We start from the raw sequence: 14,775 nt of genomic DNA on the forward strand, positions 1-14,775 counted from the left end.
GGATGGCCTGGCCTGCGTGGTGCATTGCGCCGCCCATGTGCACCGCATGGGCGCGGGAGGGTCCGGCGACGACCTGGCCGCCTACCGCCGCGTCAACACGCAAGGTACCCGGCACCTGGCACAGGCGGCCGCGCGGGCCGGTGTGCGCCGCTTCGTGTTCGTCAGCTCGGTCAAGGTGCTGGGCGAGGCCACGCCACCCGGCCAGCCGTTCCGGCATGACAGCCCGCCCTGCCCGCAAGACCCCTACGGGCAATCCAAGTGGGAAGCCGAGCAGGCACTGTGGTCGCTGGCGCGCGAGACAGGCATCGAAGTGGTGGTGATCCGCCCCCCCCTGGTGTATGGCCCTGGCGTGGGCGCCAACTTCCAGCGTCTGATTCGCTGGGTCGCCTCCGGGATACCCCTGCCCCTGAAGTCGGTGCGCAACCGCCGATCGCTGGTATCGATCGACAATCTGATCGACCTCATCGCCCTGTGCACCCATCACCCCGACGCCGCCGGCCAGACCTTGCTGGTGTCCGATGGACACGATCTGTCCACCCCGGCGCTGATCGCGGGCCTGGGGCAGGCGATGGGAACACACCCCAGGCTGTGGCCGGTGCCGGTGGCCTGCCTGCTGCTGGCCGCTCGCCTGGCGGGCAAAGGCGACACGGTGGCGCGCCTGGTGCAGTCGCTGCAGGTCGACATCGCCCACACCCGCGCGCAGTTGGGCTGGGTGCCGCCGTTCACGGTCGAACAGGGCCTGGCGCGGGCCGTGACCGGACAAGCAGGCCATGATGGAAGGGCGGCGCCATGAAACGGCTGTTCGACGTCATCGTGTCACTGGCCGCCGCGCTGGTGCTGCTGCTGCCGATCCTGGTGATCGGGTTGCTCGTGCGACTGACCTCGCCCGGGCCCGCACTTTACTGGAGCGACCGCGTCGGCCGGTACAATCGGATCTTCCGGATGCCGAAATTTCGCAGCATGCGCATCGATGCCCCCACCGTGGCCACCCACCTGATGACCGATCCGAGCGTGTACCTCACGCCCATCGGGTCGTTCCTGCGCAAGACCAGCCTCGATGAGCTGCCGCAGCTGTGGAGCATTCTCAAGGGCGACATGAGCATCGTCGGCCCGCGCCCGGCGTTGTACAACCAGGACGACCTCATCGCCCTGCGCACGCAGCACGGTGTCGATGCCCTGGTACCCGGGTTGACCGGCTGGGCCCAGATCAACGGACGTGACGAGCTGCCCATCCCGGAAAAAGTGAAACTGGACGTCGAATACCTGCAGCGGCGCAGTTTCTGGTTCGACCTGCAGATCATCGCCCGCACCGCCTGGAATGTGGTCCGGCGCGAAGGCGTTTCCCACTGACCGACGACACCCCCCTTCCAGAACCCGCATGCTGTCCAGACTGGCTGCTCCCATCCTCGGCATCCCCCGCCCGGCCAAGCGGGTGATCGTGCTGGCCGTGGACGCCTCGCTGTGCGTGCTGACGGTATGGCTGGCGTACTACCTGCGCCTGGGCGAGTGGGTGAAGATCTCGGGCGAAGGCTTCTGGCAGCCCCAGTGGGCCGTGGCCGGTTCGCTGGCGCTGGCCCTGCCGATCTTCATCGTCAACGGTTTTTACCGCGCCATCTTCCGCTACTCGGGCCTCGCGGCCCTGATGACCATCATCAAGGCCGTTGCCGTGTACGGCCTGCTGTATGCGTCGATTTTCACGGCCGTGGGCCTGGAGGGCGTCCCCCGGACCATCGGCCTGATCCAGCCGATGCTGCTGCTGCTGACGGTGGGCGCCTCGCGCATGCTGGCCCGCTTCTGGCTGGGTGGCGTCTACCAGAACCAGTTGCGCATGGCCACGCTGCCCCGGGTCCTGATCTACGGTGCCGGCAATGCCGGCCGGCAACTGGCCGCGGCCATGGCCAACAGCCATGAGATGCGTGTGGTCGGCTTCATGGACGACGACGACCGCCTGCACGGACACGTGCTCAACGGGCTGCCGATCTACAGCCCGGCCGACCTGCCCTCGCTGGTCAGCTCACTGCACATCGCCACGGTATTGCTGGCCATTCCATCGGCCAGCCGGTACCGGCGCAACGAAATGATCCAGCAGATGCGCCGTGCCCACGTCGAGGTGCGGACCTTGCCCAGCGTCAGCGAGCTGGCCCAGGGCACGGTCAGCACATCGGATCTGCGTGAACTGGACATCGACGACCTGCTCGGACGCGAGCCGGTCAACCCGAACCTGCTGCTGCTGGGCAAGGCCATCCACGGCAAGGTGGTGCTGGTCACCGGTGCCGGTGGTTCCATCGGCAGCGAGCTGTGCCGCCAGATTCTGGCCGTCGGGCCGGTGGAACTGGTGCTGGTCGAGCAGAGCGAGTTTGCCCTGTACGAAATTCATCAGGAGCTGCTGGGCAGGGTCGGCGAAGCACCCGTGATCCTGCACCCGGTGCTGGCCTCGGTACGGGACAGGCATCTGATGCAGGACATCATGCGCCGCTACCGGCCCGACACGGTTTACCACGCGGCCGCCTACAAGCATGTGCCGCTGGTCGAGCACAACCCGGTGGAGGGTATCCGCAACAACACCCTGGGCACCCTGGTGGCCGCCGAGGCGGCCGCCGCGGCGGGCGTGGCCGATTTCGTGCTCATCAGCACCGACAAGGCCGTGCGCCCCACCAACATCATGGGCGCCAGCAAGCGGCTGGCCGAGATGACACTGCAGGCCCTGTCGGCCGCCGGGTCACAGACCCGCTACTCGATGGTGCGCTTCGGCAATGTGCTGGGTTCCTCGGGTTCGGTGGTGCCCAAGTTCCGGCGCCAGATCCAGGACGGCGGCCCGATCACCCTGACGCACCCCGAGATCACACGCTACTTCATGACCATCCCCGAGGCGGCCCAATTGGTGATCCAGGCGGGCGCCATGGCCAGGGGCGGTGACGTGTTCGTGCTGGACATGGGCTCGCCGGTCAAGATCCGCGACCTGGCCGTGCAGATGATCGAGCTGTCCGGGCTGTGCCTCAAGAGCCCCGCCAACCCGGACGGCGACATCGAAATCCGGATCACCGGTCTGCGTCCGGGCGAGAAACTTTACGAAGAACTGCTCATCGGCAACAATCCCAGCCCCACCTCGCATCCGCGCATCATGAAGGCGCATGAGGAGTTCCTGCCGTGGCCCCAGTTGCGTGCCCGGCTGGATGCGCTGGAAACCGCGCTGGACGCCACCGACCTGGACGCTGTGGAGGCCCTGCTGACCGACCTGGTGGCCGGCTTCCGCTGCGAGTCCGACACCCCTGGCTGGAACGGCACCGCCACGGCGCTGGCCGCCAATCACGCTTGAAACACATGACCCGCCAGACCTCCCCCTCCCACCGCATCGGCCTCGTTGGCACCGGTTTCATCGCCAGCGGTTTTGCCCGCCTGCTCGTCAACCACCACCCGGACCTGCAACTGAGTGCGGTGCTGACCCGGCGCCCCCTGAACAGCACCACCGGATTTCCGTTTCCCGAGCGCCTGACGCAGTCGGTGCAGGAGCTGCTGGACAAGGCCGACCTCATCGTCGAGTGCAGCGGCGACGTGCTGCACGCCACCGATGTCATCGACCAGGCACTCAAGGCGGGCAAGCCGGTCGTGACGATGAACTCGGAGTTCCACATCACCACGGGCTCGTACTTCGCCGGCCGGGGTCTGCTGACGGAAGCCGAGGGCGACCAACCCGGCTCCATCGCGGCACTGCGCGAGGAAGCCATCATGATGGGCTTCAAGCCCATCGTGTATGGCAACATGAAGGGTTTCCTCAACCACCATCCGACCCCGGAAGAGATGGCCTACTGGGCTTCCAAGCAGGGCATCAGCGTCGAGCAGACCACCTCGTTCACCGACGGCACCAAGATCCAGATCGAGCAGGCGCTGGTGGCCAACGCCTTCGGCGCCACCATTGCCCAGCAAGGCATGCTCGGCCCCCAAACGACCGACGTGTCCAAGGCAGCGATCGAGCTGGCACGGCGCGCCGCCGAGTCGGGCCAGGTGCTCTCCGACTATGTGCTGGCACCGGGCAACGCCGGTGTGTTCGTGGTCGGCACGCACGACGAGTCGGAATGGCGTGCCCTGAACTACCTCAAGCTCGGTGACGGGCCCTACTACGTGCTGGTACGTCCGTTCCACCTGTGCCAGTACGAGATCATCAAGACCGTGCGCCGCGTGCTCAACGGTGGCGGCATCCTGTTCAACAACTCGTCTGCGCCCACCGTCTCCATCGTGGCCATCGCCAAGGTGCCGCTCAAGGCCGGCACCCGCATCGACCGTGCCATCGGAGGCTTCCAGTTGCGTGGCGAGGCCGCGCGCATTGCCGATGCCCCCAACCACGTGCCCATGGGGCTGGTGCAGAACGCGGTGATCCGTCGCGACATCGAGCCGGGCCAGGTGCTGAGCTTCGACGACGTCGATCTGCCCGATACCCTGGCGCTGCACATCGCCCGGGAACTGTACGCCTGACACGGGGTCTGACCTGCCGCAGCCCCCGCAATGACCACACCCGCTTCCGTCACCCACAACACCCACTACCGACCCGATATCGATGGCATGCGCGCCATTGCCGTGGGCGCGGTGGTGGTGCACCACGCCTTTCCCTCCTGGTTCGAGGGGGGCTTTGTCGGTGTCGATGTCTTCTTCGTCCTGTCGGGCTACCTCATCAGCTCGATCATCCTGGCGCAGTTGCGCAAGGGCAAATTCAGCTTCATCGATTTCTACGCTCGGCGGGTCAAGCGCATCTTTCCGGCCCTGCTGCTGATGCTGGTGGCCACCTTCGTGCTGGGCTGGTTCTGGCTGAATCCACCCGACTACCGCGCCCTGGGCAAGCACCTGCTGGCCGGCAGCGCCTTCCTGTCGAACTTCGCGTTCTGGCAGGAGGCAGGGTACTTCGATACCGCATCGACCACCAAACCGCTGCTGCACCTGTGGTCACTGGCCATCGAGGAGCAGTTCTATGTGTTCTGGCCGCTGGCCCTGTTTCTGGTCCACCGCTGGAAGATCAATCCGCTGCGATTCATCTTCGCCGTGCTGCTGCTGTCGTTCGCGGTCAACATGGCCACGGTCAAGGGCAATCCCACCGCCGCGTTCTACAACCCCTTGTCGCGTTTCTGGGAACTGATGGTCGGCGCCATGCTGGCGGCGATGCACACCCACCAGATTGGCTGGAAAGGCCTGCTGCGGCTGCCTGAGCCAGGCGCCCCGCAGGCAAGGGGATCGGCGCTGCGCGCCAACCTGCTGTCGTTCACCGGCATGGCGCTGCTGCTGATCGTGTTCGCCCGCATCACCCCCGAAAGCCGCTTCCCGGGTGCCTGGGCGCTGCTGCCGACGGTGGGCACCGTGCTGCTGCTGGCCGCAGGTCCGCAGGCCTGGCTCAACCGCCACATCCTGGCCAGCAAGCCCTTCGTCTGGATTGGACTCATCAGCTACCCGCTGTACCTCTGGCACTGGCCGTTCCTGGCCTATGCGAACATCCAGGCCACCGACGGCTCCCCTGCCTGGCAGACGCAACTGGGCTGGGCGGCGCTGGCCGTGGTGCTGGCCTGGCTGACCTACGTGCTGGTCGAGATCCCGATCCGCTTCGGCCGCTTCAACCGGCGCGCCACCACCGTGGCGCTGTGCCTGGGCATGGTGACCACGGCCGCCATGGGCGCGCTCACCCACCACAAGGACGGTTTCGACCACCGTTTCCCCGAGGTGGTGCGCGACATGATGAGCCGCGGCGGGCGCCAGGCGGTGACCGAAGGCTGGCGCGAGGGCGACTGCATTCTCGATTTCAAGATGCCGGCCTCGCAGTACAAACCGTTCTGCGTCGAGAACAAGCGCCCGCTGGTGTTCCTCTGGGGCGATTCGCACGTCTCTTCGCTGTACCCGGGTTTCAAGGCACTGCAGGACTCAGGCAAGTACAGCTTCGGGCTGGGCGAACGCGGTGGTGCCATCTGCCCACCGATCCTGGGCTTTGAGCCGCGGCCGCTGTGCAAGAGCCTGAACGACTCGAGCATCCAGGCCATTCGCGACGCCAAACCCGATGTGGTCATCCTCTACGCCTGGTGGCACAACCCGCGTTACAAGCTGGACAACCTGGCCGCCACGGTGCAGGAGATCAAGAAGGCTGGCGTGCCGCGCATCATCATGCTCGGCGCCGTGCCCTACTGGCAAAAGGCGTTGCCGCAGATCCTGCTGGATGAATGGAAAAAGGGGCCGGTCACCCAGCCCCCGCCCCTGCGACTGAAGGCTGGCCAGGGGCTGGACCCGGCCCTGCAGGGCGCCACCGACCAGATGCGCCAGCGCGCCCAGGCCATGGGCATCGAGTTCATCTCGGGGATGGACTATTTCTGCAACGCCGATGGCTGCCTGACGCGGCTCGACGAGAAGGCCAGGCAGCCACTGAGCTACGACTACGGGCACCTGTCAGTGGGCGCGGCCACCTGGTACATCGACCAGATCGCCCCGCTGATTTTCAAGGGCCAGTAGCTCAGCGCCCGGAACGGCGGCCGCCCTGCCCTTGGGGCCGGCCGGCAAACCCCTGGTGGCTGGCCCGGCCGTCGCGCGGGCCGGACCGACGGCCGGCGCCGGCCTGATCGGCATAGCCGCGCTCGCGCTGCTCGAACGGCCTGTGTTCGAACGTGCGCTCCCGATGCTCGAACGAGCGCTCGCCACCGCGGCCGGGCGCCTTGTCCGCCCTGCCGAAGCTGCCAAAACCCTGGCCGGGGCGAGCGCCATCCGGGCGACCCTGACCGCCGCGGCCCGGCCCACCGGAACGGCCGAAACCGCCACGACCACCAGGCCCGCCGGAGCGACCGCCGCGGCCGAAGCCCTCAGGCTGGGGCGGACGCATGCGCGGCTCCAGGCCCGGGATCACTTCGGCCTTGAAGCGCTGGCGGGTGAACTCCTCGATGTCGCCGATGCGGCGGCGGTCACGGAATTCGGCCAGCGTCACGGCAATGCCGTCGCGGCCGGCACGGCCGGTGCGGCCGATGCGGTGGGTGTAGTCCTCGGCCTTCATCGGCAGACCGAAGTTGAACACGTGCGTGATGGTCGGCACATCGATGCCGCGCGCGGCCACGTCAGTGGCCACGAGGATCTGCACCTGACCATTGCGCAAGGCCATCAGGCGGCGGTTGCGCATGCCCTGGCTCAGGGCACCATGCAGGGCCACGGCAGCGAAGCCGGCCTGTTGCAACTCTTCGGCCAGGCCGTCGCACTCGATCTGCGTGCTGCAGAACACCACGGCCTGGTTGATGGACGCGTCGCGCAGCCAATGGTCGAGCAACTGGCGCTTGTGGGCCGCGTGATCGGCCCAGAACAACACCTGCTTGATGTTGGCGTGCTGCTCCTGCGGGCTGTCGATCTGCACCTTCTGCACGTGCTTGCCGCCCTCGTGCATGACGCGCATGGCCAGTTGCTGGATGCGCGGCGCGAAGGTGGCCGAGAACATCATGGTCTGGCGGCGCTGCGCCGTCAGTGCGTTGATCTCCGCCAGATCGTCGGCGAAACCCAGATCCAGCATGCGGTCGGCCTCGTCCACGACGAGGAACTGCACCTGGTCAAGCTTGAGCTGCATCGATCGCTGCAGGTCGAGCAGACGACCCGGCGTGGCCACCACCAGATCGGCGTTTTGCAGACGCGCAATCTGCACCTGGTAGGGCATGCCGCCCACCACGCTGGCGATGCGCAGGCCGCGGCAGTGGCGCACCAGGTCGATGGCATCGTGCGCCACCTGCTGGGCCAGCTCGCGCGTCGGACACAGCACCAGGGCGCCCGGCGTGGCAGGCTTGAAGTGGCGCGCCAGCGTCGGGTTCTTGCGTTTGGGTGCCTTGGGCGGTGCTTCGCCACGGGCCAGCGCCTCGGCCGCCAGGCGTTCGCGTTCGGCACGCTCCTGCGCCACGCGCTCGACCTGCTGCGCCAGCAGCGTGTGCAGCACCGGCAGCAGGAAGGCCGCCGTCTTGCCACTGCCCGTCTGGCTGGAAACCATCAGGTCGGCATAACGCCCCTGTTCGCCGGCCGCATCGGCGGCCTTGGGAATGACCAGGCGCTGCACCTGGGTCGGTTCGACATAGCCCAGATCGGCCACAGCGGCGACGAGCTCGGGCGCCAGACCCAGCGCCTCGAAGGCGTTGGGTGCGACGACCGTGCTGGACGTGGAAATGGTGTCGGCGGACGCGTTGATCGCGTCGCGGTCTTCAAAAGAATCGCTCATGTGAGTCCTTGCGCGGAAAAAATGCGCAAACGACCGAAGCAGGAGCAAGGAGTGGCCGCCGGCAGAAAGCCGGGGTTACCCGTCGCGCAAGATCCGTTCGTGGTTACAGAACATCAACCATCAAACGGTCAGCGCACAATCATTCGGGTGCGAAGGGCTCCGAGGACCGAGCCGGCGCCAGGCGCGCTGTGTCGGGGTGTTTCAGGGAGCCTGCTGTGTGAGGCAGATGCAAGAAAGCTGTGCCCTTCATGAGCACAGCCTTCTATTGTCGCACACATTGGGGAAAACCCCAAACACCAGGACCATCGCCCGGAGAATCAGCGCAGCACGGCGGCCACGATGTGGTACAGGATGGCGGCCAGCACCGCCGTGGCAGGGACCGTCACGATCCAGGCGGCGACGATGCGCAGCACCACCGAGCGCTTGACGATTTCCTTCTTGTACGCCTTCTTGAAAGCCTTTTGCTCGCGCTTGTCGAACAGGGCGCCGTTGGCCATTTCGCGCGCCTTGGCACGCTTTTTCATGTCGGCGAGCATGCGCTTCTTTTCCCGGACTTCGGCCGCCTCGAAACGCGCCAGGTAGGCCTCGACCTCGGCGCGGTCCTCGCCCTGGTGTCCGGCCCGGACCACCGCTTCCATCTTGGCGTAGTTGACCTTGAGCAGTTCGCGCAGGAAACCGACGCCAAAGACCGCACCGATGGAAATGTGGGTGGTCGAGACGGGCATGCCCAGCTGGGACGCCACGATCACGGTCACGGTAGCGGCCATGGCAATCGAATACGCCCGCATGTTGTCCAGTTCGGTGATCTCCTTGCCGACAGTACGGATGAGCTTGGCGCCATACAGCGACAGTCCCACCGCCAGGCCAATGGCACCCAGCACCATGACCCACAGGGGCGTGGCCGCGCTGGTGGCTACCGCACCGGTTTTCACCGCCTCGTAGATGGCCGCCAGCGGCCCGATGGCGTTGGCGACGTCGTTGGCGCCGTGGGCAAAGCTCAGCAACGCGGCCGAACAGATCAGGGGCCAGACGAACAGGCCATTGACTCCCGCCTTGGAGTTGCCCAGGCGGCGTGCGCGGGCCGCCAGCGGCTGGCGCACCAGCGCCCAGACCACCGCGGCCAGAACGGCGCCGGCCAGCACCGCCGTCCCGAACCCCACCTTGACCAGCTGGCCCAGGCCCTTGAGCAGCATGTAGGTACTGAAGGCCCAGACCATGGCCGCAATCAGCCAGGGCACCACCTGGGTGGCCGCCTCGGTCATGTCGGTGCGATAAGTGATGCTGCGCTTGATCAGGTACAGGAAGCCCGCCGCCATCAGGCCCCCGGACAGGGGTGAAATCACCCAGCTGAGCACGATGTTGCCGATGGTCTCCCAGTTGACCAGCCCCCAGCCACCGGCGGCAATGCCGGCCCCCATCACCGCGCCGATGATGGAGTGCGTGGTGGAGACGGGTGCGCCGATGGCCGTGGCCAGGTGCAGCCACAGGGCGCCCGCCAGCAGGGCCGAGAACATCAGCCACGCAAAAGGGGCCGGATCGGGAATCTGCTCGAGATCGATGATGGCACCCTTGATGGTGCCCACCACTTCCCCGCCGGCCACGATGGCACCCATGGCCTCGAACACGGCCGCCATCAAGATGGCCCAGCCCATGGACAGGGCGCCGGAGCCCACCGCGGGCCCCATGTTGTTGGCCACGTCGTTGGCGCCGATGTTCATGGCCATGTAGCCACCCACCACCGCGGCGATGATCAGCAGCCAGACGGCCGAGCCGGACAGGCCGGCCACATCGGCGCCCGTCAGCGAGGCATACAGCCCCACCACCAGCAAAAAGGCAACCGAGGCACTCAGTTGCAGCACATCCTGGTACCGGGCTATGAATCCGGACTTCTGTTTCTTGCTCATGACATCTTTCTGCCGAGGCCGCGATTTTGACATGGGCAGTTGGGCGAACCGCCGCCAGCGCAGGCCGGTGCGGGGGTCAGCGCAGGAAGTGCGTGCGGTAGTGCATCAGCTCGTCAATGGACTCGTGCACATCGGCCAGCGCGGTGTGGCGCTGCTGTTTCTTGAAGCCCTCGTACACCTCCGGGCGCCAGCGGCGGGCCAGTTCCTTGAGGGTGCTCACATCGACGTTGCGGTAATGGAACCAGGCCTCCAGACGCGGCATGTACTTGACCAGGAAGCGCCGGTCCTGCCCGATGGAATTGCCGCACATGGGCGTGGTCTTCTTCGGCACATACCGGCCGATGAACTCGAGCAGGATGGCCTCGGCCTGGGCTTCATCCATCGTGCTGGCCTTGACCTTGTCGATCAGCCCGCTGCGACCATGCGTGCCCTTGTTCCAGGCGTCCATGCCGTCTAGCACGGCCTGGCTCTGGTGGATGACCAGCACGGGCCCTTCGATGCGCGGCTCAAGCTGCGGCCCGGTGACCACCACGGCGATCTCGAGCAGGCGCTCCTTCTCGGGATCCAGTCCGCTCATCTCGCAATCGAGCCAGACCAGGTTCTGGTCGCTGCGGGCCAGGGTCGTGGATGCCGGTGCCGCGGGCACGGTGGCGGGACCGGTCCGTCCGGTGTTCTCTGCAGTGTTGCTCATTGTCCGATTGTCGCCGAACGGATACCCGCCGTCCGGCACACCGGCACCGGCTCCGATAGACTTCCGGGATGGCCTCCCCCTCCATGACCTTGTCGATCGCGTTTGCTGTCCTGCTGCTGGCCGGCCTGGTGGTGCGCCTGTGGCTGGCCAACCGCCAGGCACGCCATGTCTGGCGCCACCGCGAACAGGTCCCGGCCGCCTTTGCCGGGACGGTGTCTGCCGAGGCGCACCGCAAGGCAGCCGGCTACACCATCGCCAGGCTGCGCCTGGGGATCGTGGAAGCGGCCGTGGACACAGCCGTGCTGCTGGGCTGGACACTGCTGGGCGGTCTCGACGCACTCAACCAGGCCTTGCTCGCCTGGCTCGGCCCGGGCATGACCCAGCAACTGGCCCTGCTGGGGGCCTTTGCGCTGATCGGTGCGGTGCCGAGCCTGCTGCTGGGCTGGTGGAGCACCTTTCGCATCGAGGCCCGGTTCGGCTTCAACCGCATGAGCATGCGGCTGTGGCTGGCCGATCTGCTCAAGGGCACGGCCGTCGCCACCGTGGTCGGCCTGCCGATTGCCGCGCTGGTCCTCTGGCTGATGGGTTCGGCCGGTCCGTGGTGGTGGCTGTGGGCCTGGGGTGCCTGGATGGGCTTCAACCTGTTGCTGCTGGTGCTCTACCCCACCTTCATCGCACCGCTGTTCAACAAGTTCGAGCCACTGACCGACGAAACCGTGAAGGCGCGCGTCCAGGCGCTGATGCAGCGCTGCGGTTTTGCTGCCAAGGGCCTGTTCGTGATGGACGGCAGCCGCCGCAGCGCACACGCCAACGCCTATTTCACCGGGTTCGGCGCCGCCAAGCGCGTCGTCTTCTTCGATACCCTGCTGCGCCAGCTCGAGCCGGGCGAGATCGATGCCGTGCTGGCGCATGAGCTGGGCCACTTCAAGCGCAGGCACATTCTCCAGCGCCTGGTGCTGATGTTCGCCCTGAGCCTGGCCGGTTTTGCCCTGCTGGGCTGGCTCTCGGGCCAGTCCTGGTTCTTCACCGGTCTGGGAGCGACGCCCTCGCTGGCGGCATCCAACGACGCGCTGGCGCTGATCCTGTTTCTGCTGCTCGCACCCGTGGCCACCTTCTTTCTCTCGCCGCTGCTGGCGCAACTGTCGCGCCGGCACGAATTCGAGGCCGATGCCTACGCCAGCGAGCAGGCCAACGGGCACGAGCTGGCCAGTGCCCTGCTCAAGCTGTACCAGGACAACGCCAGCACGCTCACACCCGATCCGCTGTACGCGCGCTTCTACTACTCGCACCCGCCGGCCAGCGAGCGGCTGGCCCGGCTGCTGCCTTCCCCGGGCACCGCGTGAGCCGCCGACGTCACCCAACCCCGGGCCCTGCCCCCGCCCATGCCCTGCGCCTGGGGCGTGTGGTGGCAGCGCACGGGCGCCACTGTCTGGTCGAAGACCCGGACAATGGCGAGCAGATGCGCTGCCACCCGCGCGGCAAGCGCAACGAGGTCGTCGTGGGCGACCTGGTGCGTTGGGCCCCCACGGGCGACGAAGGCATCATCGAGGCCGTCGAACCGCGCCGCAACCTGCTGCACCGCCAGGACGAGTGGCGCACCAAATCGTTTGCGGCCAACATCGATCTGGTGCTGGTGCTGCTCGCGGCCGACCCGGAGTTTTCCGAGAGCCAGCTCGCACGTGCGCTGATCGCCGCCGAAGCGGCCGGTATTGACGTGCTGATCGCGCTGAACAAGCGTGACGTGCAGCCAGCCTTCGACCGTGCCTGGGCGCGCCTGGCGCCCTACCGCCGCATGGGTTACGACGTGCTGCCCCTGTGCCTGCGCTCGGCCGGCACCGATGCCGGAGAAGCGGACCTGCGCGCCCGCCTGAAGGACCGCGCCACGCTGGTGCTGGGCCCCTCGGGGGTCGGCAAAAGCACGCTCGTCAACCGACTGATTCCCAAGGCACAGGCCGAGACGGGCGAGATTTCGCGGGCACTGAATTCCGGGCGCCATACGACCACGTCAACGACCTGGTACTGGACCGATGAAGCCCGCCACACGGCGCTGATCGACTCACCCGGTTTCCAGGAGTTCGGCCTGGCCCATATCGGGCCCGAGCGCCTGGTACATCTGATGCCCGATCTGCGAGAACATCTCGGGGGCTGCCGCTTCTACAACTGCACCCACCGGCAGGAACCGGGTTGCTCGGTCCGTGCGGCGGTGCAGGACGATACTCACCCGGAAGCGCCCATCAGCGCCAGCCGCTACCGGCTGTACGGCGACATCTTCGAGCAGTTGAGCCGCCAGCGCACCTACTGATTTCAGGGCCAGACGCGCCAGCCCGCCAGGGTGGCCAGCAGCAGGAACAGCATCCACAGCACCACGCTGCGCCAGACCAGACCCACCGCACTGGCCAGATGGCCGATCTGCGGCTCGGCACGCCCGTTGCCGGTATCCGGTTCACCGGCCTGCGCGGCGCGCAGGCGCACATTGATGGCGCCGGAGGTGGCCGCCAGCACGATGCCATCGCCGGCCGGCCCATGCCGGCCCGCATCACTGCGCCAGCTCGCCACGGCCTCCTCGAAGTTGCCCACGATGGCGAACGCCAGCGCGGTCATGCGCGCCGGCACATAGTCCACCACCCGCCAGGCCTGGTCGGCGACACGGGCCAGCACACTGTGGGCATGTCCGCCTTCGCTGCGCTTCCAGCGCCCGAGCACGTAGTCGGCCATGCGGTAGGCCACAGCGCCGGCCGGGCCCAGCCCGAGGAACCAGCAGACGAAGAAAGCCAGCAGCACGCCGAACACATGCCGGTGCGCCGACAACACGCTGTGCTCGATCACATGGCGCAGCAGTTCGGTGCGCGGCAGTGTCGCGACATCCGCGCGCAACCACCGGGCCAGATGCTGCCGCGCCGCCACCTCGTCGCCGGTTTCCATGGCATGACGGATGGCGGTGAAATGGTGGCTGAACTGGCGGAACCCCAGGGTCAGGTAGAGCACGAGCACCAGCCATGCCAGGGCCAGCAGCACACTCAAGTGGGCCAGCCAGGCATGCACGATGGCCGCCACCAGGGCCGGCAGCACCACCGCGAGGATCCAGGCCACCCAGGCCGGCGCCACTTCGCCGGTGTCCAGGTGGCGCCCGGCCGAGCGCGCCCACGATCGCAGCAGGGCATGCACCGGGTTGTCGTAGCCCACCGGCCGCACCTGTTCCAGCAGCAAGGCCATCAAGACGGCAAAAAAGCTCATGGGCCGATGATAGCGGTCCGGGGCATCAGGCCGACAGGAACCGGTACAGGTTGCGCAGCATCCCTGCGGTCGCACCCCAGATGAAACGCTCGACCTGACCATCGGCGTACGGCATCGAATACCAGCGGCGCTCGCGACCATCCAGGGCCAGGGCATGAAGCCGGTGGTGGACCGGGTTCATCAGGTAGTCCAGCGGCACCTCGAAGACGTCGGCCACCTCGAACGGATTGGGGTTCAGCACAAAACCGGGCTGGACCAGGGCCACCACCGGGGTCACATGAAACGCCGTGCTGGTCACGTACTCCGGCAAGGTGCCAATGACCTCGACCAGCGACGGATCCAGTCCGATCTCCTCCTGCGCTTCGCGCAGCGCCGCATGGACGACGCCGCTATCTTCGGGGTCGACACGGCCACCCGGCAGTGCCACCTGCCCGGAATGGGTGGACAGGTGGTCGGTGCGCTGCGTGAGGATGAGCGAGGGCCGCTCGCGCATGACCAGGGGCATGAGCACCGCCGCCTGCGCGGGTTCTCGCTCGAACAGGCGCGGCTCGCTGCGCAGCTCGGGCACCCACGGCGGCGGCTCGGCAAAGCGCTGACGCAAGGCCGGCGCGGTCAAGCGCTGCGAGGCCACGGCCTGGAGCGGCGGCGCCTCGCCACCGGGCGGCACCAGTGGCACGAGGCGGGGATCGAAACGGGGCAACACACGGCTCATGGCCGCAAGCATACAGGGGACGCAAAAAAGC

At 67.2% G+C, this 14,775-nt stretch carries 12 protein-coding genes; 7 read left to right on the forward strand and 5 right to left on the reverse strand.

Annotated elements, in window-relative coordinates; genetic code table 11:
- From PHQ87_RS08530 to PHQ87_RS08550, 5 genes are all read left to right on the forward strand, one after another.
- A partial coding sequence (locus tag PHQ87_RS08530) for an NAD-dependent epimerase/dehydratase family protein (RefSeq protein WP_300233029.1) occupies positions 1-793 on the forward strand: 793 nt, incomplete at its 5' end.
- The gene (locus PHQ87_RS08535; RefSeq protein ID WP_300233031.1) at positions 790-1,350 is read left to right on the forward strand and encodes a sugar transferase; all 561 of its coding nucleotides are present in this window, start codon (positions 790-792) and stop codon (positions 1,348-1,350) included. The genes PHQ87_RS08530 and PHQ87_RS08535, both read left to right, overlap by 4 nt.
- 28 nt (positions 1,351-1,378) lie before the next feature.
- Positions 1,379-3,316, forward strand: coding sequence for a nucleoside-diphosphate sugar epimerase/dehydratase (locus tag PHQ87_RS08540; protein ID WP_300233032.1), 1,938 nt, complete (start codon positions 1,379-1,381; stop codon positions 3,314-3,316).
- Positions 3,317-3,321: 5 nt separating this feature from the next.
- Positions 3,322-4,470: an SAF domain-containing protein gene (locus PHQ87_RS08545; RefSeq protein ID WP_300233033.1), complete on the forward strand. Its 1,149-nt coding sequence runs from the start codon at positions 3,322-3,324 to the stop codon at positions 4,468-4,470.
- 30 nt (positions 4,471-4,500) lie between these two features.
- Positions 4,501-6,477 (forward strand): acyltransferase family protein, encoded by a 1,977-nt coding sequence (locus PHQ87_RS08550; RefSeq protein ID WP_300233034.1) that lies wholly within the window; start codon positions 4,501-4,503, stop codon positions 6,475-6,477.
- A gap of 1 nt (position 6,478) precedes the next feature.
- Here PHQ87_RS08550 and PHQ87_RS08555 read toward each other — a convergent pair whose 3' ends face one another.
- The 3 genes from PHQ87_RS08555 to orn all read right to left on the reverse strand — a co-directional run bounded on the left by PHQ87_RS08555 (position 6,479) and on the right by orn (position 10,798).
- Positions 6,479-8,203, reverse strand: a complete 1,725-nt coding sequence (locus PHQ87_RS08555) for a DEAD/DEAH box helicase (protein WP_300233036.1) — start codon at positions 8,201-8,203, stop codon at positions 6,479-6,481.
- A gap of 317 nt (positions 8,204-8,520) precedes the next feature.
- Positions 8,521-10,107 (reverse strand): inorganic phosphate transporter, encoded by a 1,587-nt coding sequence (locus PHQ87_RS08560; RefSeq protein WP_300233037.1) that lies wholly within the window; start codon positions 10,105-10,107, stop codon positions 8,521-8,523.
- Positions 10,108-10,183: 76 nt separating this feature from the next.
- Positions 10,184-10,798 carry an oligoribonuclease gene (gene orn / locus PHQ87_RS08565; RefSeq protein ID WP_300233039.1) on the reverse strand — a complete coding sequence of 205 codons (615 nt, stop codon included), beginning with the start codon at positions 10,796-10,798 and terminating at the stop codon, positions 10,184-10,186.
- A gap of 68 nt (positions 10,799-10,866) precedes the next feature.
- On the opposite strand from orn, the gene PHQ87_RS08570 reads away from it, so the two are divergent.
- Positions 10,867-12,141, forward strand: a complete 1,275-nt coding sequence (locus PHQ87_RS08570; RefSeq protein ID WP_300233040.1) for a M48 family metallopeptidase — start codon at positions 10,867-10,869, stop codon at positions 12,139-12,141.
- Positions 12,138-13,100: a ribosome small subunit-dependent GTPase A gene (gene rsgA / locus PHQ87_RS08575; protein WP_300233041.1), complete on the forward strand. Its 963-nt coding sequence runs from the start codon at positions 12,138-12,140 to the stop codon at positions 13,098-13,100. The genes PHQ87_RS08570 and rsgA overlap by 4 nt, the downstream gene beginning before the upstream one ends.
- 2 nt (positions 13,101-13,102) lie before the next feature.
- Here rsgA and PHQ87_RS08580 read toward each other — a convergent pair whose 3' ends face one another.
- Both PHQ87_RS08580 and PHQ87_RS08585 read right to left on the reverse strand, forming a co-directional pair.
- Positions 13,103-14,032, reverse strand: coding sequence for a CobD/CbiB family protein (locus PHQ87_RS08580; protein WP_300233042.1), 930 nt, complete (start codon positions 14,030-14,032; stop codon positions 13,103-13,105).
- Positions 14,033-14,057: 25 nt separating this feature from the next.
- The gene (locus tag PHQ87_RS08585) at positions 14,058-14,744 is read right to left on the reverse strand and encodes a CoA pyrophosphatase (protein WP_300233044.1); all 687 of its coding nucleotides are present in this window, start codon (positions 14,742-14,744) and stop codon (positions 14,058-14,060) included.
- Positions 14,745-14,775: the final 31 nt, after the last annotated feature.

This window comes from Hydrogenophaga sp. (assembly GCF_028698005.1).
In the GTDB taxonomy this organism is placed as follows: domain Bacteria; phylum Pseudomonadota; class Gammaproteobacteria; order Burkholderiales; family Burkholderiaceae_C; genus Hydrogenophaga.

Excerpts from the sequence above, each read along its gene's own strand:
- PHQ87_RS08540 (WP_300233032.1), top strand. The coding sequence starts at position 1,379 with ATGCTGTCCAGACTGGCTGCTCCCATCCTCGGCATCCCCCGCCCGGCC.
- PHQ87_RS08580 (WP_300233042.1), bottom strand. The coding sequence starts at position 14,032 with ATGAGCTTTTTTGCCGTCTTGATGGCCTTGCTGCTGGAACAGGTGCGG.
- PHQ87_RS08545 (WP_300233033.1), top strand. The coding sequence starts at position 3,322 with ATGACCCGCCAGACCTCCCCCTCCCACCGCATCGGCCTCGTTGGCACC.
- PHQ87_RS08560 (WP_300233037.1), bottom strand. The coding sequence starts at position 10,107 with ATGAGCAAGAAACAGAAGTCCGGATTCATAGCCCGGTACCAGGATGTG.
- PHQ87_RS08550 (WP_300233034.1), top strand. The coding sequence starts at position 4,501 with ATGACCACACCCGCTTCCGTCACCCACAACACCCACTACCGACCCGAT.
- PHQ87_RS08555 (WP_300233036.1), bottom strand. The coding sequence starts at position 8,203 with ATGAGCGATTCTTTTGAAGACCGCGACGCGATCAACGCGTCCGCCGAC.
- PHQ87_RS08570 (WP_300233040.1), top strand. The coding sequence starts at position 10,867 with ATGGCCTCCCCCTCCATGACCTTGTCGATCGCGTTTGCTGTCCTGCTG.
- PHQ87_RS08585 (WP_300233044.1), bottom strand. The coding sequence starts at position 14,744 with ATGAGCCGTGTGTTGCCCCGTTTCGATCCCCGCCTCGTGCCACTGGTG.
- PHQ87_RS08535 (WP_300233031.1), top strand. The coding sequence starts at position 790 with ATGAAACGGCTGTTCGACGTCATCGTGTCACTGGCCGCCGCGCTGGTG.
- orn (WP_300233039.1), bottom strand. The coding sequence starts at position 10,798 with ATGAGCAACACTGCAGAGAACACCGGACGGACCGGTCCCGCCACCGTG.